Below are 25,270 nucleotides of genomic sequence, written 5' to 3'. Positions count from 1 at the left end.
GGATTTGAGACGTGATCGGTCTCTCAGAAGGCGGTAAGACATAGGATGTTTACACCCGTGGGATTGTTTTGTGAAGGGAGGTGGGTGCTCTGTCGCTGACCGATGACGCGATCGCCCGGATCCGCGGGTTGATCCAGTCCGGCGAGCTCGCGCCGGGGAGCCGGTTGCCGCCGGAGAATCAGCTCGCTGCGGAGCTGGGGATATCGCGCAACTCGATGCGCGAGGCGGTGAAGGCCCTGCAGTTCGCGCGGGTGCTGGACGCGCGCCCCGGGGACGGCACGTACGTCACGAGCCTGGCGCCGGATCTGCTGCTGGCCGGGTTGGGGTCGGCCGTGGATCTGTTGCGTGACGACACGCTGCTGGAGGTCATGGAGATCCGGTCGATGCTCGAGCCGGCGGCGACGTCCGCGGCCGCGCTGCGGATCACGCCGGAGCAGCTCGCGGAGCTGGATTTCCTGCTCGGGCGGATGCGTGCGGCGGCGTCGGACGCCGAAGAGTTGGTGCGGTACGACATGGACTTTCACCGGACGGTGGTGGCGGCCACCGGAAACCAGTCGCTGACGTCTGTGCTGGACGGGCTGTCGGGGCGGACGGCGCGGGCGCGGGTGTGGCGCGGGTTGCTGAGCGCGGATGCCGCGGCGAACACGCTGGCCGAGCACCAGGCGATCTACGACGCGCTGGCCAGCGGTGATCCGGAGTTGGCCCGGGCGGCTGCCCTACTCCACGTGAGCTCCTCCGCGCGGTGGCTCCGTCACACGTTGGCCGAGGGCCGCTAGCGCGCGCCGCGTTTCCCCGTCAGGTCGCGGCAGGAAACAAGCGTTCCACGGCGGTGACGATCGCTGCGCGCCGGGCGGCCAGGTAGGTCTCGCGGTCGGCTTCGGGCACGGCCGCGACGAAGTCGGGCTGGTCGGCCCAGGTCATCGCCATCTGGTTGATCAGCATGAGGACGTCGACGGGGTCCCAGGACGGGTCGAGGTGACCGGTGTCCTGGGCCTTGCGCAGCTGGTGCAGCTTGCCCTTGACGGCACGTCGGAGCGGGTCGTCCTCTTCGGCGGCGCTGAGCTCCAGGCGGCCCCAGGCCAGGAGCCGGGCCCGCTCGGGGTGCTCGGTGAAGTAGTCGTGCACCCGCCCGGCGTACCCGGGCAGATCGGCGACGTCGATGCGGGTGGCGCGGGCGATCGCCGCGAGCTCCTGCACCGTGATCTCGCGATACAGGGCTTCCTTGCTGCTGAAGTACGCGTAGACGCGTTCCTTGCTCGTCTTGGCGTTCGCGGCGATCCGCGCTACCCGCGCGCCGGCGATGCCGTGCTGGGCGAACTCGGCGCGGGCCGCGGCGACGATGCGCTCGCGGGTGGAGTCGGACATCACGGTTGCAGGCTACCGAACCGATTGGTTCGGGAGTACGGTCAAACCGAACCGTTTGGTTTGGCTCAGGAGGAACCATGCAGCAACGTTCACTGGGTACCCAGGGACTCACCGTCTCGGCTTTGGGCTACGGCGCCATGGGGGTCTCGATGGCCTACGGACCCAGCGACGAGCAGGCCAGCATCGCGACGATCCGCCGTGCCTACGAGGTCGGCGTCACGTTCTTCGACACCGCGGAGCTCTACGGCTGGGGCGAGAGCGAGCAGATCGTCGGCCGCGCGCTCCAGGACGTCCGCGACGACGTCGTCATCGCCACGAAGTTCGGCTTCACCCGCGAATTCGGCTTCGACAGCCGGCCGGACCACATCCGCCAGGTCACCGAGAACAGCCTGCGCTACCTCGGCATCGACACGATCGACGTGCTCTACCAGCACCGCGTCGACCCGCAGGTACCGATCGAGGACGTCGCGGGCACCGTCAAGGAACTCATCGACGCCGGCAAGGTGCGCTACTTCGGGCTGAGCGAAGCCGGGTCGCAGACGATCCGGCGGGCACACGCCGTGCAGCCGGTCTCGGTGCTGCAGACCGAGTACTCGGTGTTCGAGCGTGACGTCGAGCAGCTGTTCGGCACACTGGAGGAGCTCGGCATCGGCTTCGTCGCGTACTCACCGCTCGGACGCGGGTTCCTGACCGGTGCCGTCAAGCCCGCCAGCGAGTACGACCCGACCGACATGCGCCACGACCTCGACCCGCGCTGGCAGCCGGGCAACTACGAGAAGAACGTCGAGGCGGTCGAGAAGCTGCGCGCGCTCGCCGAGTCGAAGGGCATCAGCGCCGCCCAGCTCGCCCTGGCGTGGCTGCTCGCGCAGCGCGACTACGTCGTGCCGATCCCCGGCACCCGCAGCGTCGCGCGCATCGAGGAGAACGCGGCCGCCGCCGAGGTGAAGCTCACCGACGAGGACCTGGCCACGATCCGCGAGGTCCTACCCGACGGCAGCTTCGGCGCCCGCTACGGCGGCGGGATGGTCCCGACCTGGGACTGAGCTAGCCGCCCACTGAGCTAGCCGCCCACTGAGCTAGCCGCCCACTGAGCTAGCCGCCCACTGAGCTAGCCGCCCACTGAGCTATCCGCCCACGCGGAGGACGTCGCCCAGGCGGCGTTTCCGGCGGGTGGCTGCCTCGGCGGCCACGATCGCCGCCAGCATCCCGATCATCGTGACCGCCATCGCGCCGAGCGGCCACCACGGGAGCACGGTGACGGGGTCCTCGGTCTGATCGGTCAGCGTGCGGAGCGACAGCGCGCCGAACGTCAGCTTCACGAGCAGGAGCCCCAGCAGGGGCCCGCAGACGATCGCGACCAGCACCGGTGGCAGCAACTCGGCAGCCGCGACCCGATGGGTGTCGCGCGGCCGCAGGCCGAGCGTGCGCAGTCGCGCGAGTGTCACCCACCGCTCCGGGGCGCTGGCCGCGGCGCTCAGCGCGAAGCCGAGCAGGCCCAGGAGCAGCAGGGTCGCGGCGGCCGCCCGTTCCAGCAGAGTCAGGCCGGCGTTCAGCGGGGCGACCTGTCGATCGTGGAGCACCGCGGCCTGCGTCAGAACCCGTCCCTCGGCGTCGGCCATCGCGTGGGCCGCGCCCGGCCCGTTCGCCCAGATCGTGTTCGGCACGTAGTCGTCCGGCGCCGCACTGGCGTCCATCACGATCACGTCCTCGTCGTCGTTGACAGCGGGTGCGACACCGACGGCGACGAGGTCGAGGGGTTTGGTGCTCTCCCGGATCAACTGGATCGACATTCCGGGGCGCAGGCTGTCGTCGTGCGTGCGCACCAGCACCGGGATCGGGCTCGTGCGCTTCAGCCGGTTCAGGTCCGGCGCGTCCGGCAGCGGGTTGCCCGCCAGCAGCCGCTCGAGCGCGGCCGCGTCCGTGATCATCAAGCTCGGCGTGAATTGGTCGGCGCCCGCGATCACGCGCACGCTGTCGTCGATCTGCGCCGTAGCGACCTGGGTGACGCCGGGCGCGGCGCCGATCGTGCGGGCCAGATCGGCGGTGGTGCCGGTGGCGTCGGCGGCCACGTCCAGGCGGGCGTCGGCGCCGACAGTGCGCCACGCGCCCTCCACCGTGCCCCGCGCAGCGGTCGTGTCGAGCGTCAGCGCGAACGTGGCGAGTCCGATCGTCGTCACCAGGACCAGCAACGGGAGCGCGCGGGCGGCCGTCGCTGCCGCCCGTGCCGCGCCGAACACGGCCAACGCGAGCCGGGACCGCAGCGTCTGACGCAGGACCAGCCCGATCCCGGCGGGCATCGACCGCAGCAGCAGCAACGTGCCCGCGACCAGGCCGAGCGCGGGTGCGGCCGCCGCGAGCGACCCGCCCTCGACACCCCGTTGGCGTAGCGCGACGACCGCACCGGCCGCCGCGGCCACGAACGCGACGTCGACCGCGGCACGACGCAGTTGGCGCGTGCGTTCCTGCCAGCGACGCGCGGCACGATTCGCGGGCGCGCGACGGTCGCGGGTGGCCCGGGCGGCGACCAGCGTGCCGAACACCGGCCCGGCGACGAGGGCGGCTCCGCCCACCACTGCCGCGCCGGGAAGCGCCGCACCACCGGCGAACAGCGCCGACAACCCGAGCCCGAGGGCCACCGCCGGCAGGGTGACCGCCAACGACTCCAGCAACAGCTCACTCGCGACGCCCGGCAGCGAGGCACCGCGCTCACGGGCGGTGATCAGCGCCGCGGAACGTCGACGCGCGAGCAGGTCCGCGGCCAGGAGCAGCACCAGTACGGCTCCGGCCAGTACCGCGATCAGCAGCACGGACGCCTGGGCTTGCGCAGCGGTCACCTGCTGCTGCACGTCGCGCAGCACTCCGTCGAGCTGGGTGTCCCACTTCAGCGCGGCGTCGGTCTGGGCCGACGACCCGGAGCCGGCCTTGAGTGCGGTGACCGTGTCGGCGAGCCGCTGTGCGGAGTCCCAGGTGAGCGCGTCCGCGTCGGGCGTGAACCAGACCGTGCGCCGGAACTGGTCGGGCAGCAGCGCGAGCCGCCCGTCCGGAAGGGACTCCGCGGAGAGCAGTCCGCCCATCCGGGTGGTGCCCGCTCCGTCCAGACCGGGTACCGGACGCAGCACCCAGGGGACGGTTCCCCACGCGGCGTCGTTCGCGTCGACCGGCCGGAAAATGCCGCTGACCAGGACGTTGTACGGGTTGCGCTGCTCGTCCTGGAGCTCGATGTGGTCGCCGGGGCGCAGGTTCAGCGCGGCGGCGTTGGCCTCCGACAGACCCACCTGGGCTTCCCACGGCGGTCCGGCGTACGGCGTTTCGACGTCGCCCTCCGCGGTGCCGCGGGGCGCGTGGCCGGCGAGCCAAGTCACGGCTGGGCCGCCGTGGTCGTTGAGCACGTAGTTGAGCTGGAAGCGCCGCTGGACGCTGCCGTCGGTGACCAGCAGCGAAACGCTGGTGACGGCCGTGACGGGTGCCCGGAGCGCGGTGCGCAGCTCCGGGACGAGTTTGTCGACCGCCACCCGCTGGACGTTCTCGACGTCCCCGGCGAGGTCGTCGTCGCGCAGCCGCCCGCCGGTCGGCCCGTAGTCGTCGTTGAACAGGGCCTCGACCTGCACGGCGGCGTCCGGACCGGCGCGGCGGATCGAGTCGCGGGCGGCGTCGTCGGCGGTGGAGCGCATCAGCGGCGGGACGGCCGCCGCGAGCAGCGTCACGACGAGGACGACGGCGGCGACCAGCAGGAGCGGGCCGCGGTCGGCGCGGGCGCGCCCCCTAACGCTGGGCCAGTGGATGCTGGGCCAATGAATGCTGGGCCAATGAATGCTGGGCCAGTGGATCATGACGCCACCCGCAGGTGGGCGGCGTCGGCGCGGCGGGCCTGGACGGTCACCACCGCGGCCACCGCCAACCCCGATCCGACGACCAGCAACGTGAGCAGTCCGCAGATCGCGAGCCACGGCCAGTGCCCGACGACCGGCGGTACCGGCGCTGCCCCGGTGTCGGAGCGGATCAGCAGTGGCGTGACCGCCCAGGTGGCGGCCGCGCCGACCACGGCACCCGCGATCAGCAGCGGCAGCAGCACGGCGGCGTGCTCGAGCAGCAGCGCCGAACGGATGTCGCGCCGGGACATGCCCAGTCCGCGCAGCCGCGCGACCTCCAGAGCGCGGAGCTGGACGTCGTAGGCGACGTGCAGCACCACACCGCCGAACAGCAGCAGCACCGATGCGGCGACGACCACGCGGAGCACCGCGGGAAGCGACGCGCGCAGCGGGCCGCCGGCCAGCCGCTCGGTCTCGTCCGCCCGGGTCGTGACCTGGCCGAGGTGCAGGTCGTCGGCGGACGAGCGGGGGTTCCCGACCCACCACGCCGTGACCGGCGCGTCGAGGTTCCCGCGGACGATCAGGGCTCGCGACAGTGCGTCCACATCGGCCAGCGCCGCGGCCGTGGTCGGCGCGGACGGGACCCGCGGCACGATCCGCTTCACGACGGCTTCGATCGGCGTCGTACCGAACGAGAGGCTCAGCTTCGCTCCGGGCTTCGCGCCCACCGCGCGGGCGAGCCGCTCGGAGACCACGACCGGCACCGGACCGAGCTCGGGAAACCCGGTCGCGACCAGTGTGCGGCTGCCCTCGCGGGGATCCCTGAAGTTCACCGTCGCTGTGACGCGGAGCTCGGCGCCGGCCGTGGTGAGCGACGACGCCGAGACCTGACCGGACCCCGGCGACGCCACGCCCATCCGCCACGGCGCGGGGAACGGCGCACCGGGCAGCCGGACCGCGACGCCGATCGTCGACAGCGCCCCGCGCTGCGGCAGGCCGGTGACCGGCAGCGACAGCGCCACCAGGCGCAGCCCGGCGATCGGCGCGCAGTTCGGCACGGCGTGCGGCTTCCCGTCGAGGGGCACGGGCGGTCCGTCGCAGGTGGTGCGCAGGCCGGCGTCGTCCTGCAGCACGAACCGCGGGGTGACCAGGAGCGGCCCGTCGGTGGCGGTGCCGGTGACCGTCAGGACGTCGCCCCTGGTCAGCGCCGGACCGGTCACCGCTGTCGTCGGGGCGAGTCCGTCCCAGGTCCCGCCGGTGCGCCCCCGCACCACTGCGTCCGCGTGCGGGGTGTCCACGGCGATCAGCTCCGGAGCGTCGCCGGGCCCACCGAGGTACTGGCCCACCGCGACGTGACGGACAGCGACCGGACTCACCACACCCCCCGTAGCCGCTCGGACAACGGCGGTCTGGCCCGCCGTCGGCGGCTCGGTGAGCGTCACCGCCAAATCGGTCCCCACCGCCAGATCGGCCTGGTCGTGCTGCGACGCCGTCCACGTCGCACCGAACGCCGTTCCGAACGTCGCGGCCGCGCAGGCCAGCCCGATCAGCAGCCCGGCCGCGAACGCCTGCGGTCGACGCGCGGCCTGGAACGCGGCGAGGGGCAGGACCAGCCCGCGTACTCCTGCTGCGAGGCGTTCGGTTCGGCGCAGCACTGGCGGGAGCAACCGGAGGATGATCGCCACGCACGCCGCGAGGATCAACGCCGGGGCGAGCACCCGCACGACGTCGGTCCGGGTGTCGGCGCCGTCGGGCTGGGCGTGGAGCTGCCACCAGCCGAGCACGGCCAGGGCACACAGGAGCACGTCCCCGCCGGACCGGGCGAGCAGTTCCCGCCGCGACCGGCGGTCACCGCTGTCGGGGGCGCGCCGCACTGCCAGTACGACGTGGAGGACTGCGAGCGCCACCGCGCCGCCCACGACGGCCAGGACTTGCGCGCCGGTGACCGTGGGATCAGCTCCGAGTCCTGCTCCCGACAGCGGGGGAAGCCGCGTCAGCGCGGCGTGGAGCAGCGAAGATGCCGGGATCGACAGCACCGCCGCGAGCCCCGCCAGGATCGCCGCCTCGAGAGATGACACCGCGGCCAGTTGCCTCGGGCTCGTGCCCAGCGCGGCGAGCAGCGCCGTCTCCTCGGCCCGCACTCCCGTGGCCAGCCGTCCGGCCAGGGCCAGGGCGATCGCGGTGAGCAGGACCCCGATCAGCGCGAACGCGAGCACGGACCCCGAGATCAGCTCCTGCTGGCCCCGGGCGTCGAGAACCGTGTCGGGGATCGGCGACGTGATCCGCTCGTACTGGACGCGCTGGCCGAGCGTCCCCGACAGCCGCCGGTCGGCGCCGAGCAGTGCCTGCGTCAGCCGGTCCAGGTCGCGTCCGGTCGGCGCGGAGAGGTCCGGCCGTGCGGTGACCTCGAGCCGGTCGAGCGACGAGCCGCTGGACAGCAGGTCGTCGAGCGTCACCAGGATCGGCCCGTACGCGTTGACCTGCGGCGCGTAGATCGCGTCGGCCGGCTTCGGGTCGAACCCCGCTCCGCCGAGTGGGTCCCGGTCCCAGCCGGAGTCGGGCAGCGGGCGCACCAGCCCGACGACCGTCACGTCGAGCGGCTGAGCGGTTTCCCGGCCGATCTGCGTCCCCAGCCCCAGCGTGCCGCCGACCGTCACGCCGAGGAGCCGCGCCGTGGTGTCGAACAGAACGGCTTCGCCCGCGCCGGTCCGCGGCCAGCGTCCGGCCACCAGGGTGGCTCCGTCGTCGAGATCATCGACGCCGGACAGGTACGCCTCGCTCAGCAGGCCGCGGCGGTCGTCGGTGGCCGCCGGGATCCGCTGCATCACGGCGCTCGCCCGGGTGGTCGTGGTCGCGCGGAACGGCGCCACCGCGTCGAGCAGGACGTCGCGGGCGTCGTCGGCCACCGACCGCGCGTCGGCGGCCTTGATCGTCACCGTGTACGCGGTGGCCCGGACGTCGACCGGGTCGGTGCGGGACGCGGCCACCTCCACGGCCCGCTCGGACGTGCGGGTCACCAGCAGCGCGCACGTGCCGAGCAGCGTCGCGCCGAGCGTCAGGACGCTGAGCAGGCAGGCGAGCAGGGCCCACTGCGCCCGAGCCCGCCGCGGCAGCAGGCGGATCACTGTTCTGGCTGTCTGATCACAGAGCCAGCTGTCCGTCCGCGATGTGCACGACCCGGTCGGCCGGCGCCATCATCACCGGGTCGTGGGTGGCGACCAGCGCGGTGACACCCTCGGACTCCACCACACCCTTGATCAGCGCCATCACCGCGAGGCCGGTCTCGGCGTCGAGCTGGCCGGTCGGTTCGTCGGCGATCAGCAGCCGGGGCGACGCGGCGAGGGCCCGCGCGATCGCGACGCGCTGCTGCTGGCCGCCGGAGAGCTCGCCGGGGCGCTGCTGCGCGTGGTCGGCGAGACCGACCAGCTCCAGCAGCAACTGCACCCGCTTCTCCCGCTCCTTCCGGTCGAGGCGCGCGAGCCGCAGCGGCACCCCGATGTTCTCGGCGGCCGACAGGACCGGGATCAGGCCGAACGTCTGGAAGACGTACGAGACCCGCTCGCGCCGGAGCTGCGAGAGCCCGTCCTCGTCCAGCGCGGTGACGTCGACGCCGTCGACGGTCACCGTGCCCTCGTCCGGCCGGTCCAGCCCGCCGACGATGTTCAGCAGCGACGTCTTGCCGGAGCCGGAGCGGCCCACGAGCGCGACCATCGTCCCCGGTTCCACCTCGAACGAGATGTCGCGGAGCGCGTGCACGGTCCCGAACGTGCGGTGCACGTTCCTCACGGCAAGGAGGCTCACGCGTCGGGCCGGATCGTGACGTGGTCGGACTCCAGCGCCAGCCGCACCCGGCGGGTGAGCGCCAGCGCCTCGCGGTAGTCGCGCGGGATCTGCACGCGGCCGGCGCGGTCCATCACCGCGTACTCCTCGGCGACGAGCTCCTCGCCGTTGGTCCGGCGCAGCACCTCGCTGCTGGTGCGGCCGTCGCGGATCGCGACCGTGCGCTCCACCTGCCCGCTGACCTCCGGGTCGTGCGTGACGACGACGACCGTGACGCCGAGCTCCTGGTTGACGTTCCGCATCGCGCCGAACACCTCGGCCGACGTGGCCGTGTCGAGCTCACCGGTCGGTTCGTCGGCGAACAGCACCTCGGGCTCGTTGGCGAGCGCCACCGCGATCGCGACCCGCTGCTGCTGGCCGCCGGAGAGCTGACCGGGGCGGCGGTCGGCGCAGTCCGCCACGCCGAGCGTTCCCAGCAGGTCCAGGCTGCGGGCCGTGCGGGTGGCGGCGGGAACGCGGGCGGCGGTCATCGGCAGGTCGACCATCTGCCGGGCGGTCAGGTACGGCACGAGGTTCGTCGCGGTCTGCTGGCGGACGAAGCCCACGGTGTGCCGCCGGTACTGCACCCGGTCCCGGCGTGACATCGCCAGCAGGTCCCACGTGCCGACGCGTGCCCGCCCGGCGGTCGGCGCGTCGATGCCCGCGAGGATCGAGAGCAGCGTCGACTTGCCCGAACCGGACGCACCGACGACGGCGACCATCTCACCGCGGTTGACGAGCAGGTCGAGCCCCTGCAGCGCCTGCACCTCGACCGGGCCCGACTGGTAGATCCGGACCAGGCTCTCGCAGACGATCAGCGCGTCCGCGCCGAACTCCGGTGCCCTGGGAGGAGGAGCAGGCAACGACAGAGACAAGCTACCTCCCGGCCCGGTGACAGCGCTCACACTACGGCTTGCCCGGACTACTGTCGCACTCGCCCGCGATACCTCAACGGGGAAGCGTTCCGCGGCCGACGCGTGCACCGGATCCGCCTGCCGGGTGGCGACGCGTCATCCGACTCGTACTGCTACCGGTGAGACGTCTGGCTTCGTGAGGCTCGTGCCCTCCACGTCAATGTCGGGGAGGAGGCGGTCCAGCCAATCGGGAAGCCACCACGCGGACCTGCCGAGCAGGGAGAGCACGGCGGGCACGATCGTCATGCGAACGACGAATGCATCCACGGCGACGCCGAACGCGAGCGCGAACCCGAGCGACTTGATGATCGGCTCCGGGCTGAGGATGAAGCCGGCGAAGACGCTGATCATGATGACCGCGGCCGCGCTGACGACCCGGGCCCCGTGGCTGACACCGCTGATCACGGCGTCGTCCGGGTCGGCGCCGTGGACGAATTCCTCGCGTGCACGCGTCACGAGGAAGACTTCGTAGTCCATCGCCAGGCCGAACAGGATGCCGACGAGGAAGATCGGCATGATGCTGACGATCGGCGCGGTCGTGTCGACGCCGAGGACGCTCGCCAGCCAGCCCCACTGGAACACCGCGACGGTCGCGCCGAACGTGGCCGCGATCGAGAGCAGGAAGCCCAGCGTCGCTTTGAGGGGTACGGCGATGCTGCGGAACACCAGCATGAGCAGGAGGAACGCCAGGCCGACGACGACCGCCAGGTACGGCGCGAGGGCGTCGGTGAGCTTGTCGGAAACGTCGATGCCGACTGCGGTGGCGCCGGTGACCGCTAGTGGGGCGGGGAGGTCCCGGATCGCTTCGACGAGTTTTTTCGTACTTTCGTCGTTGGGGCCGCCCCCGGGGATCACGGTCATCAGGGCGGTGTCGCCGGCCGGGTTCACGGTCGGTGGGGTGACCGCGACGACGTCGTCGAGGGCCGTGAGGAGCGTGGCCGCTTCCGTGGCGGTGGCGTCGGCCTGGCCCGGGGCGGCTTGCACCAGCACGAGGAGCGGCCCGTTGAAGCCCGCGCCGAAGCCCTCGCTGAGCTGGTCGTAGGCCTTGCGCTGCGTCGTGGTGGTCGGTGCGGACCCGTCGTCGGGCAACGCGAGCCGCAGATCGAGCGCAGGCACCGCCGTCAGCACCAGGATCCCGGTAGCCGCCAGCACCACCCCGACCCGATGCCGAACCACAGCCTTGGCCCACCGCGCGCCGAGGGGAGCGCGAGGCTGCTTACGTGCCTCGCGCCGGGGCAGGACCTTCGTGCCCGCGAAGCCGAGGAGGGCGGGGAGGAGGGTCAGGCTGATCAGGACAGCAATGGCTACGGTGGCTGCGGCGGCCAGGCCCATGGAGGTGAGGAAGGAGATGCCGACCACGGAGAGGGCGGCCAGTGCGATGACCACGGTGAGGCCCGCGAAGACCACGGCGGAACCAGCGGTGCCGATCGCGCGGCCCGCGGCGTCCTCGCCGCTGCGCCCCTCGCGCAGCTCGTGGCGGTACCGCGACAGGATGAACAGCGCGTAGTCGATCCCGACCGCGAGCCCCAGCATCAGCGCGAGCGTCGACGTCGTCGCGCTCAGATCGAAGAACCCGGTCGCGACCTGGATCCCGAGCATCCCGAGCCCGACCCCGATCAACGCCGTGAGCAACGGCAACCCTGCCGCGACCAGCGAGCCGAACGTCAGCACCAGAACGAGCGCCGCGACGACGACCCCGAGCACCTCACCGACGGGAGCCTCCCCGCCCTCCTGAGCCGCCGTCCCGGAGAACTCCACCGCGATCCCCGCCGACTCCGCGGACCGGCCGGCATCCAGCAACGCGTCGCGCGCGTCGTCAGGAAGATCGACCGGAGAGACGCCGTACGCGACGGTCGCGTACGCAGTCTGCCGGTCCGCGGAGACGACCGGCTCAGCCACCGCAGCGACGTCCGGAAGCTCACGCAGCTCCGCGAGGGCCCCGGCGATCGCGGCCCGCTGCGAGGCCCCGGTGAGATCCGAGCCCGTGAACACCACGTTCGCCGACGCGTTGTCCCCGGCCCCGGTCCCCATCTTCTCGGCGATGACATCCATCGCCCGCGACGACTCCGTGCCGGGAATCGAGAGCGCCTCTTCCGTGGGCCCCGACAAGGTGGCCGCACCCACGCCGAACAACACCAACAGCACGACCCAGACGGCGGTCACACGTCCACGCCGCCGATACGAGAACCGGCCCAGCCGGTACAGGAGAGTAGCCACGCATCGACGATCGCTGGGGCGACGTGCGTCGTCGTCGTGCGAACGCAGGCCGAGCCCTACTACAACCGCGGTATCCACGCCGACGGCACGTACCGCGAGCGGACGAGGTGGCATCCGACGTGCTCGTTTACTGTCGTAAGCGATGAGGCGACATCGGGAACTGCTGGTAGACCTGCTGATCGCGGCGCTGGTGGTGTTCCTGGGTCTCCAGTCGGAGCAGACCGTCGAGATGCCGTGGCGGTTCCCGCTCGCCGCGATCGGCGTCGTGGCGATCCTGCTGCGCCGCCGTTATCCGACGGCGACGCTCGTGGTCGTCACCGGGATCGTGGCCGTGGGGGTGATGTTCGGTCACCTGTTCCCGGCGCTGGCTCTCCTGCTCGGCGTGCTGATGTATTCGGTCGCGCTCGAGCTCGACGGGCGCCGTCCCTGGCTCTACGCGTTCGTGGTGTCCGCGACCATCTGCCTCCCCGGCCTGTTCCTGTACTTTTCCGAGTGGTGGGGTCTGAACTCGTTGGCACTGCCGGTCTGGGTGTTCGGGGGAGCGGCGATCGGGGACTCCGCCCGGTCGCGGCGCGCGTACGTCGCCGAGGTGATGGAGCGTGCGCGTCAGGCCGAGCTCACGCGCGAGGAGGAGGCGCGGCGACGCGTGATCGACGAGCGGCTGCGGATCGCGCGGGAGCTGCACGACGTGGTTGCGCACCACATCGCGGTGATCTCGGTGCAGGCCGGGGCCGCGACGCACGTGTTGCGCTCGGATCCGGAGCAGGTGTGGCCGGTGCTGACGCACATCCGGTCGGCGGCGGACACGGTGCTGACCGAGATCCAGTCGGTGGTGGGGGTGTTGCGTGATCCGAACGAGGTCACGAGTACGGAGCCCACTCCGGGGATGGACCGGTTGCCGGCGTTGCTGGAGGACTTCCGGGCGATGGGGTTCCGGGTGTCGTTCTCCCGAACCGGAGAGTCGGCGGTGTTGCCGACGATCACCGACATCACCGCGTTCCGGATCGTTCAGGAGGCCCTGACCAACGCCCACCGGTACGGCGACGGCGCGGCGTCGCTCACGGTGACGTTCGACGCCGAGGAGTTGTCCATCGAGGTGGCGAACCGGACGCGGCCCGCCGCGACCGCGGGATCGGGGTTCGGCCTCCTCGGCATGCATGAACGTGCGTCGGCCGCCCACGGCACGCTGACCGCCGGGCCGACGACCGACGGTGCGTTCCGTGTGCACGCGACCCTGCCCATCGGCGCGCGCGCCCTGGCCTCGGGCAGTTCGGCCGAGGAGGACCGGTGATCCGGGTACTGCTGGTGGATGATCAGGCGTTGATCCGCGCGGGATTCCGGATGATCATCGACGCCGAGCCGGGGCTCGAGGTCGTCGGTGAGGCCGAGGACGGCAAAGCCGCGGTCGACCTCGCCTACCGCGCGATGGCTGACGTCGTCCTGATGGACCTGCGCATGCCGACGATGGACGGCATCGAAGCCACCCGCCGCATCGGCGAGGACGACCGACTCGCCGGCGTGCGCGTGCTCGTCCTCACGACGTTCGAGGAGGACGACAACGTGGTGCTCGCGCTCGAAGCCGGCGCCAGCGGTTTCCTCGGCAAGAACGTCGCCCCCGACGACCTGGTCGCGGCGATCCGGGTGGTCGCCGACGGCGAGGCGCTGCTCTCCCCGCGCGCGACCCGGGGACTCGTGGCCCGGTTCATCGCCCAGCGGCGCCCCGACGCCCCGGAGTACCCCGGCCTGAAGTACCTCACCGACCGCGAACGCGAGGTGCTCGTCCTGGTCGCCCACGGACTGTCCAACGAGGAGATCGCCGCCCGGCTCACGGTCTCGCCGCTCACCGCGAAGACGCACGTCAACCGTGCGATGACCAAACTCAACGCCCGCGATCGGGCGCAGCTGGTGGTGGTCGCGTACCAGAGTGGCCTGGTCGTGCCGGGGCCCATTCCCTGAGCCGATCGGCGAACGCGGCGACGAGGTGCCGCAGCTCGTCGGGCTGCTCGATCTCGAACGGTGCGTCGAGGGAGGCCAGAACCGCGGGAAGCCAGTCCAGGCTGTCGACGCGCAGTTCGACGTCGATCCAGTGCTCGTTCTCGTGCAGGACCGCGAGACCGGCGGGCAGCCGGCGACGGACCTGTGCCGCGGTGGCGTGGACCCGCAGGCGGACGTGGTGGCGGTAGGGCACCGTCGCGAGCCGGTGGAGGAGCCGTTCGGCGGGGTCGTGCTCCGCCGGCGGGTCGAACGTGCCGGGCAGGGTGTGGACGTTCGTGATGCGGTCGAGGCGCAGCGTGCGGTCGCCCGCGTCGGGGTCGGTGCCGGTGACGTACCAGTGGTCGGAGTGGACGACGAGCGCGTGCGGGTGCAGCGTGCGGTCGCTGTGCCGACCGTCGGCGGAGGTGTAGCTCAGCCGCACCGGCTGGTGGTCGCGGACGGCGGCAGCCAGGGGGAGCAAGGTTTCGCCGTCCGGTGTGCGGGCTGTGCCGCGGGAGGTCCACGACACCGATTCGAGAACGGCGTCGAGTCGCTGGGCCAACGCCGCGGGGAGGACGCGGCGAAGTTTGGCCTGGGCGGTTTCGTGCGCGGCGTCCCTGGTTCCCGCCGTGGTCAGGCTGAGCACCACCGCCAGGGCCTCGTCCTCGCTGAACATCAGCGGGGGCAGGCGGTGACCCCGGGCCAGACGGTAGCCGCCGTAGCGGCCGCGCACCGACTCGATCGGCACGTCGAGGTCGAGCAGGTGCTGCACGTACCGGCGGACGGTGCGCTCGTCGACGCCGAGTCGTTCGGCCAGGTCACCGACCGTGCGGGTGCCACCGGACTGCAGCAACTCCAGCAGCGAGAGCACCCGTGCGGTGGGTCTGACCATGCCCGCGACAATACCGGGCGGGTTCTGTCCGGTATTGGTTCTAGCGTGTGAGTATGAACTTCGTATCGATTCGGATCATCACTGCTGACGTCGCCCGTCTGGTCGGGTTCTACGAGAAGACGACCGGGGTGCCGGCGGACTGGGCCACTCCCGAGTTCGCCTCGATCACCACGCGCGGCCTGACGCTCGCGATCGGCAGCGAGCGCACCGCGCCCCTGGCCACCCCGGCCACCAACCGGTCGGTCATCGTCGAGTTCCTCGTCGACGACGTCGATGCCTTCTACGGAACGCTCACCGACGTCGACGTGGTCATGGAACCGACCACGATGCCGTGGGGCAACCGCTCGCTGCTCCTGCGCGACCCCGACGGCAACCTCGTCAACTTCTTCAAGCGCTGAGTCCACCCAGCCGATCACAGCAGGCCGAAAGACGGCCGAAACCGCGGCGACCGGTTCGACACCGGCCGCCGCGGTTGCGGGCTCAGCGCTCCTTGACCGCCACGTAGTCGCGCTCGGTCGCGCCGGTGTACACCTGCCGCGGACGGCCGATCTTCGTCGCCGGGTCGTTGATCATCTCGCGCCACTGCGCGATCCAGCCCGGCAGCCGGCCCAGGGCGAACAGCACGGTGAACATCCGCGGCGGGAAGCCCATCGCCCGGTAGATCAGGCCGGTGTAGAAGTCCACGTTCGGGTACAGCTTGCGCTCGACGAAGTAGTCGTCCGACAGCGCGATCTCCTCGAGCTGCAGCGCGATGTCGAGCATCGGGTCCGGGTTCGGCATCGCGTCGATGACCTCGCGCGCGGCCTTCTTGACGATCGTCGCCCGCGGGTCGTAGTTGCGGTACACGCGGTGACCGAAGCCCATCAGACGGGTGCCGGCCGACTTGTCCTTGACCGCACTGACGAACGAGCCGACGTCACCGCCCTCGGCGTTGATCTTGCTGAGCATGCTCAGCACGGCCTCGTTCGCACCGCCGTGCAGCGGCCCGAACAGCGCGTTCACCCCGGCCGACACCGAGGCGAACAGGTTCGCCTGGCTCGAACCGACCAGCCGCACCGTCGACGTGGAGCAGTTCTGCTCGTGGTCGGCGTGCAGCACCAGCAGCATGTCGAGCACCCGCGAGTGCAGCGGGTTGACCTCGTACGGCGTCGTCGGCAGACCGAACGTCATCCGCTGGAAGTTCTCGACGTACGAGAGCGAGTTGTCGGGGTAGAGCGTCGGGTGCCCGATCGAATTCTTGTACGAGTGCGCAGCGATCGTGGGTAGCTTCGCGAGCAACCGAACCGTGGAGATCTCGACCTGGTCCTTGTCGAACGGGTCGAGGCTGTCCTGATAGAACGTCGACAGCGCGCTGACACCCGACGAGAGCACCGCCATCGGGTGCGCGTCACGGGGGAACCCGTCGAAGAAGCGACGCATCTCCTCGCGGATGAGCGTGTGCTCCTTGACGTCCTCGGTGAAGTCGGCCAGCTCGGTCTCGGTCGGCAGCTCGCCGTGGATCAGCAGGTGCGCGACCTCGAGGAACGACGATTTCTCGGCCAGCTGTTCGATCGGGTAGCCCCGGTACCGCAGGATGCCGGCGTCGCCGTCGATGTACGTGATCGCCGACGTACACGACGCCGTGTTCACGAAACCGGTGTCCAGCGTGACCTTGCCGGTTTTTTTCAGCAGCGGCGCGATGTCGAGGCCGCCGGAGCCCTCAGAGGCTTCGCGCACCGGCAGCGGCAGGCTTTCGTCCCCGTACTGCAGTACGAAGTCGTCCTTGCGCTCATCGGTCATGCTCTTCCTCCCGGATGTCGACGTGCAGGGTGCGCGGCCGCGGGCCCATGTTCCGGACGGGTTTCGCCGGAGGGTCCTGTATCCACCCATCGTTACAGCCGTGAGTCGGAAGTCGGGTGCGGGACAGGTCACACTCCCGATATCTCGCCTGCTGGGCGGCCTTGCGGTATGTCCAGTGCAGTCTGTAGCAAGCGGATGACGGACCGACGCGCAGGACCCTCATGAGCCCGCCTTCGAACCGGACGGCGTGGACCGAAGGTGACGATCGCCACGAAATTTCGCCCGTCCCGCCAGGCCAATGACAAAAATGACCAGCCCGGCGACGATCGACTGCCAGGGCAGCGTCGCTACCAGGACCAGGCAGCCGACCCCGCCCAGCACGCACAACCCGCTACGCCGGAGCGTAAAGGCTGCCGCGTTCGCGATCGCGTAATACACCAGCACCCCGAACGACGAGAACCCGATCACGCCCCGCACGTCGACTACCAAGACCACGATGCTGACGACGATCGCGAGCGCGATCTCGGCGTGATGCGGAACCTGGTACCGCGGGTGCACGCCGGCCAGCCACCCGGGCAGATCGCCGTGGCGCGCCATGGCCAGCGTCGTGCGGCCGATTCCCGCGATCAGCGCGAGCAGCGCGCCGAGGGACGCGACGGCGGCGCCGACCCGCACGACCGGGCCGGGGCCGCCGAGCGTGGTCAGCGGCGCCGCCGCGGCCGCGAGCCGGTCCGGCCCGGCGACCAGCAATGCGGTGACCCCGACGATCGCGTACACACCGACCGCGAGGAACAGCGCGATCGGGATCGCCCGGGGGATCGTGCGTGCAGGGTCGCGCACCTCCTCGCCCATCGTCGCGATGCGCGCGTAGCCGGCGAACGCGAAGAACAGCAGGCCGGCCGCCTGGAGGACGCCGTAAGGGCTCGCGTCGAGGTGGAGGTTCCCGGTGTCCACGCCGGAGGACAGCCCGGCGATCACGACCACGCCCAGCGCGGTGAGGGTAAGGGCCACGAGCGCCCGGGTCAGCAACGCCGTTCGGGTGACGCCCCGGTAGTTGAGCGCTGCCAAGGCGACGACAGCGGCCACCGCGACCGGTCGCTGCACCCACCACGGCCCCGGCACCGCGTACGTGGCGAACGTCAGCGCCATCGCCGCGCACGAGGCGGTCTTGCCGACGACGAAGCCCCAACCGGCCGTGTAGCCCCACCAGTGCCCGAGCCGCTCCCGGCCGTAGATGTACGTGCCGCCCGAGGTGGGGTACTCGGCCGCCAGCCGGGCCGACGCCGTCGCGTTGCAGTACGCGATCACCGCGGCCAGGGCCAGACCGATCAGCAGGCCCGCTCCGGCGGCGCGAGCGGCCGGACCGAACGCGGCGAACACTCCGGCTCCGACCATGGAGCCGAGCCCGATGACAACCGCGTCCGTCGTGCCCAGCCGCCGCGCCAACGCGCCCGATGTCATGCGAACACTGTGGCAGGGGCTTCCGCCCGGGCGGAACTCCGTACGATGCCTGGGTGAAGCCGCGCGCTGTGCCGCTGCTGGCCGGGTCGGCGGCCGGATTGTTCACGCTCGTCTGCGGCCTGCCGTACTGGCAGCACCATCTGCCGGCTGCCCTGCTCACGTGCCTGTCCTGCGCGGGTTTCGCCGCGGCCGGCGGCCTGCTCGCCGGGAGCGACGACGGGCGCCGCCGCCCCGGTCTGCTGCTGATGGCCGGCGCGTTCTGCGCGGCGCTGGCCTGGGTCGTGGCGTGGAACAGCGGCATCTGGCCGCTGGTCTCGTTCTTCGCGCAGGGCTCGGCCTATGTACTGGCCGGCAGCGCGGTGCTGCTCTATCCCGGTGGGCGGCTGACGGGCCGGCTCGAACGGGGGTGGGTCGGGTACGCGGTCGTCACGCTGATCGGCGGTCAGGTGGCCGTCGCGCTCGTGTCCCGTCCGGAGTGGAACGGCCTGCAGGCCGACATCGTGTGGCCGAACGTCGCGACGGAGCGGTGGATCTTCGACCGGGCCGTCCAGGCCGTGATCGTGCTCCAGCTGGTGCTGGTCGTCTGGTACCTCGTGCTGCTGTTCCGACGCGCTCGGCGCCTGTCCGACCTGGAGCGGGGCCCGGTGATCCCGCTGCTGCTCGCGACCGGGTTCTTCGGTGTCGGCGCCGCGGTGCTCACGACCGGTTCCGAGGCCTGGACCGACCTCGACGCGCTGCTGACGTTCTACGTCGTCGTGAACCTGCTGGCGATCGCGGTGCCGCTCGCCGTGCTCTCGGGGGCGCTGCGGGAACGCTGGCGCGAGGTGAACGCGCCGCACCGCGTCGTCCGGATGACGTCGGCGACGTCGTCGGTGGCCACGGTGCGCGACGCGCTCGCCGCCGCGCTGCGCGACCCTGCGCTGCGACTGCTGTTCTGGGTGCCCGCTGAGCGCAGTTACGTCGATCGGGGCGGTCGTTTGGTGGCCGATCCGTTCGCGGCCGACGGCCGCTGGATGGCCGAGGCCCGCATCGACGACCGTCAGCCGTTGGCTCTGGTGGAGCTCGACGACGGTCTCCGCCAGAGACGGACCATGGTCGACGCCGTGCTGCGCGCCGGGTCGCAGGCGCTGCTCACCGCACAGCTCCAGGCGGTGGCGACCGCGCAGCTGAAGCAGGTGCTGGCCGCGCAGGCACGCGTCGAGGAGCGGGAGACCGCGGAACGGCACCGCCTGGAGAAGGACCTGCGTGACGGCGCGCAGCAGCAGCTGGCCGCGCTGGCCGTCCAGCTGGACCGGCTCGACGGGCTGCCCGAGCCGGCCCGGTCGGTGGCGGAAGCGTGCCGCGCGGAGGTGCTGAGCACGATCTCCGACCTCGAGGCGCTGGCGCGCGGACTGCACCCGTCGGTGCTGCGCACCGACGGGCTGGGTGCTGCCCTGGACGAAGTGGCGGCCCGGCTCGGGCTGGCCGCCCAGCTCGCGGTCGACGCCGGGCGCAAGCCACCCGCGGTGGAGGCGACGGCGTACTTCGCGCTGTGCGAGGGGCTGACCAACGTCGCGAAGTACGCGCCCACCGCGCGGGTGCGCATCGAGATCACCGAGGCCGACGGATGGCTGCACGGCCTCGTCGCCGACGACGGGCCGGGCGGGGCGCGGGTGATCCCCGGGGGAGGGCTGGCCGGCATCGACGACCGGATCCGGGCCCTGCACGGCCGGACGTTCGTCGAGAGCGAGGCGGGCACCGGAACCCGCCTCCGGGTGAGCCTACCGAGCGGTTAGGCGGCCAGCGCGCCGCGACGGGCGCGGCGGGTCGCGCGTGCGCGGTGCGCGAGGCTCTCGACGCGACGGCGCTCGGCTAGGGCGCGCGGGAGCCGCGGGCCTTCTCCTGTTCGACGAGCGCGTGGAGGTCGTCGAGGCGGTGCAGGCCGCGCAACGGTTGGCGCATGCGGTGGTTGCCCTCGAGCGTCTCCTCGTGGCGCGCGAGGAAACTCCAGTACCCGGCCGTGTACGGGCAGGCGTCGTCGCCGGTCCGGTGTTTGGGGTCGTAGCGGCAGCCGCCGCAGTAGTCGCTCATCCGGTTGATGTAGGCGCCGCCCGCCGCGTACGGCTTGGTGCTCATCCGGCCGCCGTCGGCGAACTGGCTCATCCCGATGACGTTCGCGGTCATCACCCACTCGTAGCCGTCGACGAAGCAGCGGTGGAACCAGTCGGAGACCGCGCCGGGCCGCCACCCGCGTTGCATCGCGTAGTTGCCGAGCACCATCAGGCGGGGGATGTGGTGCACCCAGCCGCGGTCCCGGACCCCGGCGAGCACGTCGGACAGGCAGCGCGCCTCGACGGCGTCGGCGTCGAGTTCGGCGAACCACCCGGGGAGTTCTTTCCTGGCGTTCAGTTCGTTGGCCGCGCGGTAGCGGGGTTCGAAGTACCAGTACAGGTGCCAGACGAAATCGCGCCAGCCGAGGATCTGGCGGGTGAAGCCTTCGACCGACGCGAGCGGGGCATCGCCCTCGCGGTACGCCTTCTCGGCGCGTTCGACGACCTCACGCGGGTCCAGCAACCCGAGGTTGATCGACGCGCTGAGCATGCTGTGGGACATCAGCGGGTCGCCCGCGAGCATCGCGTCCTCGTACGGTCCGAACGACGTCAACCGGTGCCCGACGAAGTGCCGCAGGCGGGCCAGGGCCTCGCGTCGGGTGACCGGGAACAGGCGCGGCCCGTCGTTGCCGACGAACTCGATGCCCTCGTCGTGCTGCCACCGGTCGAGGTCGGCGCGGACCTCGTCGTCGATGGCGTCCTCGGTGATCGTCGGGGGCGCCGGGACGTCGAGTTTCGTCGTGCCGCGGGGTGGTGGTTCCCGGTTCTCGGCGTCGAGGTTCCACTGCCCGCCGGCGGGTTCGTCCCCGTCCATCAGAACGTCATGACGACGCCGGGCGAAGCGGTAGAAGTCCTCGAGCAGGAGGTGCTTCCTGCCGTTCGCCCAGGTCACGAAGTCCTGTGGCTCGGTGACGAAGCCACGCGGCGGCAGCATCTCCACGTCGGGCAGCCGCTGGACGAGCGCCCGGGCGGCACGCGAGGTCGGGTGGCACACGCTGACCGGGCCGGTGAGGGCTTCCGCGTACGTCTCGGCCTGGACGAACCGGACGTCGTCGCCCTCCTGCGCCCGGTGACGCAACGCGGAGAGCACCAGGTGGGCTTTCTGCCGGTGGAACACCCGCCGCCGGAACACGCCCTTCGACTCGACGAGCAGCACCGGCTGGTCCGGCGCGTCCAGGAAGTGCGGTCCCAACTGGTCGGCAAACAGCCAGCGTCTCTCCACGTCCCGAGGCTATTTCGCCGCCCGTAGGATCGAGGGATGACAGTGCGTGTCGGGCTGGTCGGGGCTGGGCCCTGGGCGACGAGTTTTACGGGGCCGCTGCTCGCGGCCGGGCCGGGCACGACCCTGGCGGGGGTGTGGGCGCGGCGGCCCGAGGCCGCGGCAGAGCTGGGTGTGCCCGTCGCCGGGACCTTCGAGGAGTTGCTCGAGACCTGCGACGCGGTCGCGTTCGCCGTGCCGCCGAACGTGCAGGCCTCGCTCGCGCCGCAGGCGGCCGCCGCGGGCAAGCACCTGCTGCTCGAGAAGCCGATCGCGTTCACCATCGAGGACGCGGAGCGCGTCGCTGCGGCCGTGGACGAAGCCGGTGTCGTCACCCAGTTGATGCTCACCAACCGGTGGTCGCCGGCCGTGCCGGCGTTCGTGGAGAAGGTGCGGGCGGCCGGTCCGCGCGTGCTCCGCGCCGAGTTCGTCGGGAGCGGCGCCCTGCCGGGGTCGTTCTTCGCCACGCCGTGGCGTCAGCCCGAGGCCGCGCTCCAGGACGTCGGACCGCACGTGTTCGACCTGCTCGAAGCCGCTGGAGGTCCCGCGACCGTCGTGCACGCACGCCGGGCCGGTGCCGTGACCGCTGTGACGTTCGAGCACGAGAGCGGCGCGGTCAGCTCCGCCGTGCTCTCGATCGCGACGCCCGGCGCGCACGGGCCGCTGAAGTGCGAAGCGATCACCGACTCCGGCCGTATAGAGCTCGCCGACCCGGGCGCCGAGGACCCGATGGCCCTCCGGTCCCGCATCGCCACCAGCTTCGCCGAAGCCATCGCGTCCGGCACGAGCCCGGCCTCCGACGTCCACCGCGGCGTCCTGCTCCAGAAGCTTCTCACCGCAGCCGAGAAGGCCCTCTGACCCGCACAAACGTGATCTGTTCCCGGCTAGACTTGATTTAGTCCAGAAAAGGGGACTAGGGTTTCGCTCCGTGACGCCCGACTTCGTAGCTCAGCTGCGGACGGCCGAGCTGCGTGTGACCCGTCCCCGCCTCGCGGTGCTGGCCGCGCTGCACGGCAATCCGCACGTGGACACCGACACGGTCTTCGCGCTGGTCAGGGAGGAACTCCCCACTGTCTCGCGCCAGGCGGTGTACGACGTCCTGCACGCGCTCACCACCGCACGGCTGGTGCGGCGGATCGAGCCGGCCGGGGCCACCGCCCGGTACGAATCGCGGGTCGGCGACAACCACCACCACATCGTGTGCCGTTCCTGCGGCACGATCGCCGACGTCGATTGCGCCGTCGGCCATGCCCCCTGTCTCACTGCCTCGGACGACCATGGTTTTGTGATCGATGAGGCGGAGGTCGTCTTTTGGGGTATCTGCCCCGATTGTTCGACAAGCCGTAGTGCCTAGCTAGACGCAGAGCCCAGCAAACCCCGCAGTTCGGAAGGAAGCAGATGAGCTCCCCAGACAACGCTCCCTCCAGCGCGCAAGGCGTAGACCAGAAGGCCGCGTCCGGTTGCCCGGTCGCGCACGACTCGGTGACCTCGCACGGCAGCGAGAGCGAGAACCCGGCGATCGACTCGCCGACGCCGAAGACCGGTGGCCGCCCGCACACCATCCGGGACTGGTGGCCCAACAGCCTCGACCTGACCGTGCTGCACGCGCACTCGTCGAAGGTCAACCCGCTGGGCGAGGACTTCAGCTACGCCGAGGAATTCAAGAAGCTCGACGTCGAGGCCCTCAAGCGCGACATCACCGAGGTCCTCACCACCTCGCAGGACTGGTGGCCGGCGGACTTCGGTCACTACGGCGGCCTGATGATCCGCCTGAGCTGGCACGCCGCGGGTACGTACCGCATCGGCGACGGCCGCGGTGGCGCGGGCGACGGCGGTCAGCGGTTCGCCCCGCTGAACAGCTGGCCCGACAACGCCAACCTCGACAAGGCCCGCCGCCTGCTCTGGCCGGTCAAGCAGAAGTACGGCCAGAAGATCTCGTGGGCCGACCTGCTGGTGCTGGCCGGCAACGTCGCCCTGGAGTCGATGGGCTTCAAGACGTTCGGCTTCGGTTTCGGACGCGTCGACACCTGGGAGCCGGAGGAGATCTTCTGGGGTCCCGAGGACGCCTGGCTGGGTGACGAGCGCTACGTCTCCGACTCGGAGATGGCCGAGGACGTCGGCGCCACCGAGATGGGCCTCATCTACGTCAACCCCGAGGGCCCCCGCGGCAGCGCGGACCCGATCGCGGCCGCGCACTTCATCCGCGAGACGTTCGGCCGCATGGCGATGAACGACGAGGAGACCGTCGCCCTCATCGCCGGTGGTCACACGTTCGGCAAGACCCACGGCGCCGGCATCGCCGACGACCACGTGGGCGCCGAGCCCGAGGGCGCGCCGATCGAGGCCCAGGGCCTCGGCTGGCTGAGCACCTACGAGAGCGGCAAGGGCAAGGACGCGATCACGTCCGGCCTCGAGGTCACGTGGACCGACAAGCCGACCCAGTGGAGCAACCGCTTCTTCGAGATCCTGTACGGCTACGAGTGGGAGCTCACCACGAGCCCCGGCGGCGCCAAGCAGTACGTGGCGAAGACGACCGACGAGATCATCCCGGATCCGTACGACGCGAACAAGAAGTACCGTCCGACGATGCTCACGACGGACCTGTCGCTGCGCATGGACCCGGAGTACGACAAGATCTCGCGCCGGTTCCTCCAGAACCCGGACGAGTTCGCGCTGGCGTTCGCCAAGGCCTGGTACAAGCTGCTGCACCGTGACATGGGCCCGGTCAGCCGCTTCCTCGGCCCCTGGGTCGCCGAGCCGCAGCTGTGGCAGGACCCGGTGCCGGCCGCCGAGGGCCAGCTGGTCGGCGACTCCGACGTGGCCTCGCTCAAGGCGAAGGTGCTCGACTCCGGGCTGGGCGTCTCCGAGCTCGTGCGGACCGCGTGGGCGTCGGTTGCGAGCTACCGCGCCACCGACAAGCGCGGTGGCGCCAACGGTGCCCGTCTCCGTCTCGAGCCGCAGCGCAGCTGGGCCGTGAACGAGGGCACCGGCGCGGTCATCGAGAAGCTCGAGAGCATCGCGTCGGAGTTCAACGCCGCGGGCGGCGCGCAGATCTCGGTCGCCGACCTGATCGTCCTGGCCGGAAACGCCGCGATCGAGAAGGCCGCGAAGGACGCCGGCGTCGACGTGACCGTGCCGTTCCGCGCGGGCCGCACCGACGCCACGCAGGAGCAGACCGACGTCGAGTCGTTCGCGGTGCTCGAGCCGCGGGCCGACGGTTTCCGCAACTACCTGCGGTCCGGCGAGAAGCTCCAGCCGGAGACGCTCCTCGTCGACCGCGCGTACATGCTGAACCTCAGCGCGCCGGAGATGACCGCACTCATCGGTGGCCTGCGGGTGCTGGGCAACAACGCCGGTGGCGCGAAGCACGGTGTCTTCACCGACAAGCCGGGCGTCCTCACCAACGACTTCTTCGTCAACCTGCTGTCGCCGGGGACGAAGTGGAAGGCGTCGGAGAGCGACGAGAACGTCTACGACATCACCGATGTCGCCACCGGTGAGCTGAAGTGGACCGCCACCGCGGTCGACCTCATCTTCGGTTCGAACTCGCAGCTGCGCGCCCTCGCCGAGGTGTACGCGAGCGAGGACGCGCGGGACAAGTTCGTCAAGGACTTCGTCGCCGCGTGGACGAAGGTCGCCGAGCTCGACCGGTTCGACATCGCCTGAGATAGCCAGAAGCACGGGCCCGGCCA

Annotated in this window: 19 protein-coding genes; 9 read left to right on the top strand and 10 right to left on the bottom strand. The window is 71.4% G+C overall.

All coding sequences use genetic code 11. The features are described 5' to 3' along the window. Nucleotides 1-89 precede the first annotated feature (89 nt). On the top strand, nt 90-776 hold the full coding sequence (locus ACGFY5_RS13445; protein ID WP_392720498.1) for a FadR/GntR family transcriptional regulator: 687 nt from the start codon (nt 90-92) through the stop codon (nt 774-776). A 19-nt stretch (nt 777-795) separates the two neighbouring features. Here the strand turns inward: ACGFY5_RS13445 and ACGFY5_RS13440 are convergent, their stop codons facing one another. Then, entirely contained in the window at nt 796-1,365 is a 570-nt protein-coding gene (locus ACGFY5_RS13440) for a TetR family transcriptional regulator (RefSeq protein ID WP_392720497.1), read from the bottom strand. Nucleotides 1,366-1,442: 77 nt separating this feature from the next. Here ACGFY5_RS13440 and ACGFY5_RS13435 point away from each other — a divergent pair, with 77 nt between their 5' ends. Continuing rightward, the gene (locus tag ACGFY5_RS13435) at nt 1,443-2,408 is read left to right on the top strand and encodes an aldo/keto reductase (protein WP_392719877.1); all 966 of its coding nucleotides are present in this window, start codon (nt 1,443-1,445) and stop codon (nt 2,406-2,408) included. 81 nt (nt 2,409-2,489) lie between these two features. On the opposite strand, the gene ACGFY5_RS13430 is transcribed toward ACGFY5_RS13435, so the two are convergent. The 5 genes from ACGFY5_RS13430 to ACGFY5_RS13410 all read right to left on the bottom strand — a co-directional run bounded on the left by ACGFY5_RS13430 (nt 2,490) and on the right by ACGFY5_RS13410 (nt 12,124). Then, on the bottom strand, nt 2,490-5,195 hold the full coding sequence (locus ACGFY5_RS13430) for an FtsX-like permease family protein (protein ID WP_392719876.1): 2,706 nt from the start codon (nt 5,193-5,195) through the stop codon (nt 2,490-2,492). Next, a complete protein-coding gene (locus ACGFY5_RS13425) occupies nt 5,192-8,299 on the bottom strand; it encodes an FtsX-like permease family protein (protein WP_392719875.1) in 3,108 nt (1,035 codons plus the stop codon). Before ACGFY5_RS13425 ends, ACGFY5_RS13430 begins: the two co-directional genes overlap by 4 nt. A gap of 16 nt (nt 8,300-8,315) precedes the next feature. Further along, entirely contained in the window at nt 8,316-8,960 is a 645-nt protein-coding gene (locus ACGFY5_RS13420; RefSeq protein WP_392719874.1) for an ABC transporter ATP-binding protein, read from the bottom strand. An 11-nt stretch (nt 8,961-8,971) separates the two neighbouring features. Next, nucleotides 8,972-9,862, bottom strand: coding sequence for an ABC transporter ATP-binding protein (locus tag ACGFY5_RS13415; protein ID WP_392720496.1), 891 nt, complete (start codon nt 9,860-9,862; stop codon nt 8,972-8,974). 141 nt (nt 9,863-10,003) lie between these two features. Next, complete coding sequence (locus ACGFY5_RS13410; protein WP_392719873.1) at nt 10,004-12,124, bottom strand: MMPL family transporter; 2,121 nt, start codon at nt 12,122-12,124, stop codon at nt 10,004-10,006. A gap of 142 nt (nt 12,125-12,266) precedes the next feature. Between ACGFY5_RS13410 and ACGFY5_RS13405 the strand changes: the two genes are divergently transcribed. Both ACGFY5_RS13405 and ACGFY5_RS13400 read left to right on the top strand, forming a co-directional pair. Beyond that, entirely contained in the window at nt 12,267-13,415 is a 1,149-nt protein-coding gene (locus tag ACGFY5_RS13405) for a sensor histidine kinase (protein WP_392719872.1), read from the top strand. Further along, nucleotides 13,412-14,080: a response regulator gene (locus tag ACGFY5_RS13400; RefSeq protein WP_392719871.1), complete on the top strand. Its 669-nt coding sequence runs from the start codon at nt 13,412-13,414 to the stop codon at nt 14,078-14,080. The genes ACGFY5_RS13405 and ACGFY5_RS13400 overlap by 4 nt, the downstream gene beginning before the upstream one ends. Here ACGFY5_RS13400 and ACGFY5_RS13395 read toward each other — a convergent pair. Next, nucleotides 14,004-14,990, bottom strand: a complete 987-nt coding sequence (locus ACGFY5_RS13395; protein ID WP_392719870.1) for a helix-turn-helix transcriptional regulator — start codon at nt 14,988-14,990, stop codon at nt 14,004-14,006. The two genes, ACGFY5_RS13400 and ACGFY5_RS13395, sit on opposite strands and share 77 nt — an antisense overlap. A gap of 53 nt (nt 14,991-15,043) precedes the next feature. Here ACGFY5_RS13395 and ACGFY5_RS13390 point away from each other — a divergent pair, with 53 nt between their 5' ends. Next, nucleotides 15,044-15,388 (top strand): VOC family protein, encoded by a 345-nt coding sequence (locus tag ACGFY5_RS13390; protein ID WP_392719869.1) that lies wholly within the window; start codon nt 15,044-15,046, stop codon nt 15,386-15,388. An 82-nt stretch (nt 15,389-15,470) separates the two neighbouring features. Here the strand turns inward: ACGFY5_RS13390 and ACGFY5_RS13385 are convergent, their stop codons facing one another. Next, complete coding sequence (locus ACGFY5_RS13385; protein WP_392719868.1) at nt 15,471-16,769, bottom strand: citrate synthase; 1,299 nt, start codon at nt 16,767-16,769, stop codon at nt 15,471-15,473. Between the two features lie 219 nt (nt 16,770-16,988). Continuing rightward, nucleotides 16,989-18,230 (bottom strand): APC family permease, encoded by a 1,242-nt coding sequence (locus ACGFY5_RS13380; RefSeq protein WP_392719867.1) that lies wholly within the window; start codon nt 18,228-18,230, stop codon nt 16,989-16,991. Nucleotides 18,231-18,283: 53 nt separating this feature from the next. On the opposite strand from ACGFY5_RS13380, the gene ACGFY5_RS13375 reads away from it, so the two are divergent. Next, the gene (locus ACGFY5_RS13375; RefSeq protein ID WP_392719866.1) at nt 18,284-20,005 is read left to right on the top strand and encodes a sensor histidine kinase; all 1,722 of its coding nucleotides are present in this window, start codon (nt 18,284-18,286) and stop codon (nt 20,003-20,005) included. Between the two features lie 76 nt (nt 20,006-20,081). Here the strand turns inward: ACGFY5_RS13375 and ACGFY5_RS13370 are convergent, their stop codons facing one another. Further along, nucleotides 20,082-21,542 (bottom strand): cryptochrome/photolyase family protein, encoded by a 1,461-nt coding sequence (locus tag ACGFY5_RS13370; RefSeq protein ID WP_392719865.1) that lies wholly within the window; start codon nt 21,540-21,542, stop codon nt 20,082-20,084. A gap of 36 nt (nt 21,543-21,578) precedes the next feature. Here ACGFY5_RS13370 and ACGFY5_RS13365 point away from each other — a divergent pair, with 36 nt between their 5' ends. From ACGFY5_RS13365 to katG, 3 genes are all read left to right on the top strand, one after another. Next, complete coding sequence (locus tag ACGFY5_RS13365) at nt 21,579-22,436, top strand: Gfo/Idh/MocA family protein (protein ID WP_392719864.1); 858 nt, start codon at nt 21,579-21,581, stop codon at nt 22,434-22,436. A gap of 70 nt (nt 22,437-22,506) precedes the next feature. Then, complete coding sequence (locus ACGFY5_RS13360) at nt 22,507-22,932, top strand: Fur family transcriptional regulator (RefSeq protein ID WP_392719863.1); 426 nt, start codon at nt 22,507-22,509, stop codon at nt 22,930-22,932. A gap of 44 nt (nt 22,933-22,976) precedes the next feature. Further along, nucleotides 22,977-25,244 carry a catalase/peroxidase HPI gene (gene katG, locus ACGFY5_RS13355; RefSeq protein ID WP_392719862.1) on the top strand — a complete coding sequence of 756 codons (2,268 nt, stop codon included), beginning with the start codon at nt 22,977-22,979 and terminating at the stop codon, nt 25,242-25,244. Nucleotides 25,245-25,270 lie beyond the last annotated feature (26 nt).

It is taken from the genome of Cryptosporangium sp. NPDC048952, assembly GCF_043197895.1.
Lineage (GTDB): Bacteria > Actinomycetota > Actinomycetes > Mycobacteriales > Cryptosporangiaceae > Cryptosporangium.
The sequence above is the reverse complement of the archived record's forward strand: the minus strand, read 5'-3'. Positions and strand labels throughout refer to the sequence as shown.

Excerpts from the sequence above, each read along its gene's own strand:
- ACGFY5_RS13440 (WP_392720497.1), bottom strand. The coding sequence starts at position 1,365 with ATGTCCGACTCCACCCGCGAGCGCATCGTCGCCGCGGCCCGCGCCGAG.
- ACGFY5_RS13435 (WP_392719877.1), top strand. The coding sequence starts at position 1,443 with ATGCAGCAACGTTCACTGGGTACCCAGGGACTCACCGTCTCGGCTTTG.
- ACGFY5_RS13430 (WP_392719876.1), bottom strand. The coding sequence starts at position 5,195 with ATGATCCACTGGCCCAGCATTCATTGGCCCAGCATTCATTGGCCCAGC.
- ACGFY5_RS13405 (WP_392719872.1), top strand. The coding sequence starts at position 12,267 with ATGAGGCGACATCGGGAACTGCTGGTAGACCTGCTGATCGCGGCGCTG.
- ACGFY5_RS13395 (WP_392719870.1), bottom strand. The coding sequence starts at position 14,990 with ATGGTCAGACCCACCGCACGGGTGCTCTCGCTGCTGGAGTTGCTGCAG.
- ACGFY5_RS13390 (WP_392719869.1), top strand. The coding sequence starts at position 15,044 with ATGAACTTCGTATCGATTCGGATCATCACTGCTGACGTCGCCCGTCTG.
- ACGFY5_RS13385 (WP_392719868.1), bottom strand. The coding sequence starts at position 16,769 with ATGACCGATGAGCGCAAGGACGACTTCGTACTGCAGTACGGGGACGAA.
- ACGFY5_RS13380 (WP_392719867.1), bottom strand. The coding sequence starts at position 18,230 with ATGACATCGGGCGCGTTGGCGCGGCGGCTGGGCACGACGGACGCGGTT.
- ACGFY5_RS13365 (WP_392719864.1), top strand. The coding sequence starts at position 21,579 with ATGACAGTGCGTGTCGGGCTGGTCGGGGCTGGGCCCTGGGCGACGAGT.
- katG (WP_392719862.1), top strand. The coding sequence starts at position 22,977 with ATGAGCTCCCCAGACAACGCTCCCTCCAGCGCGCAAGGCGTAGACCAG.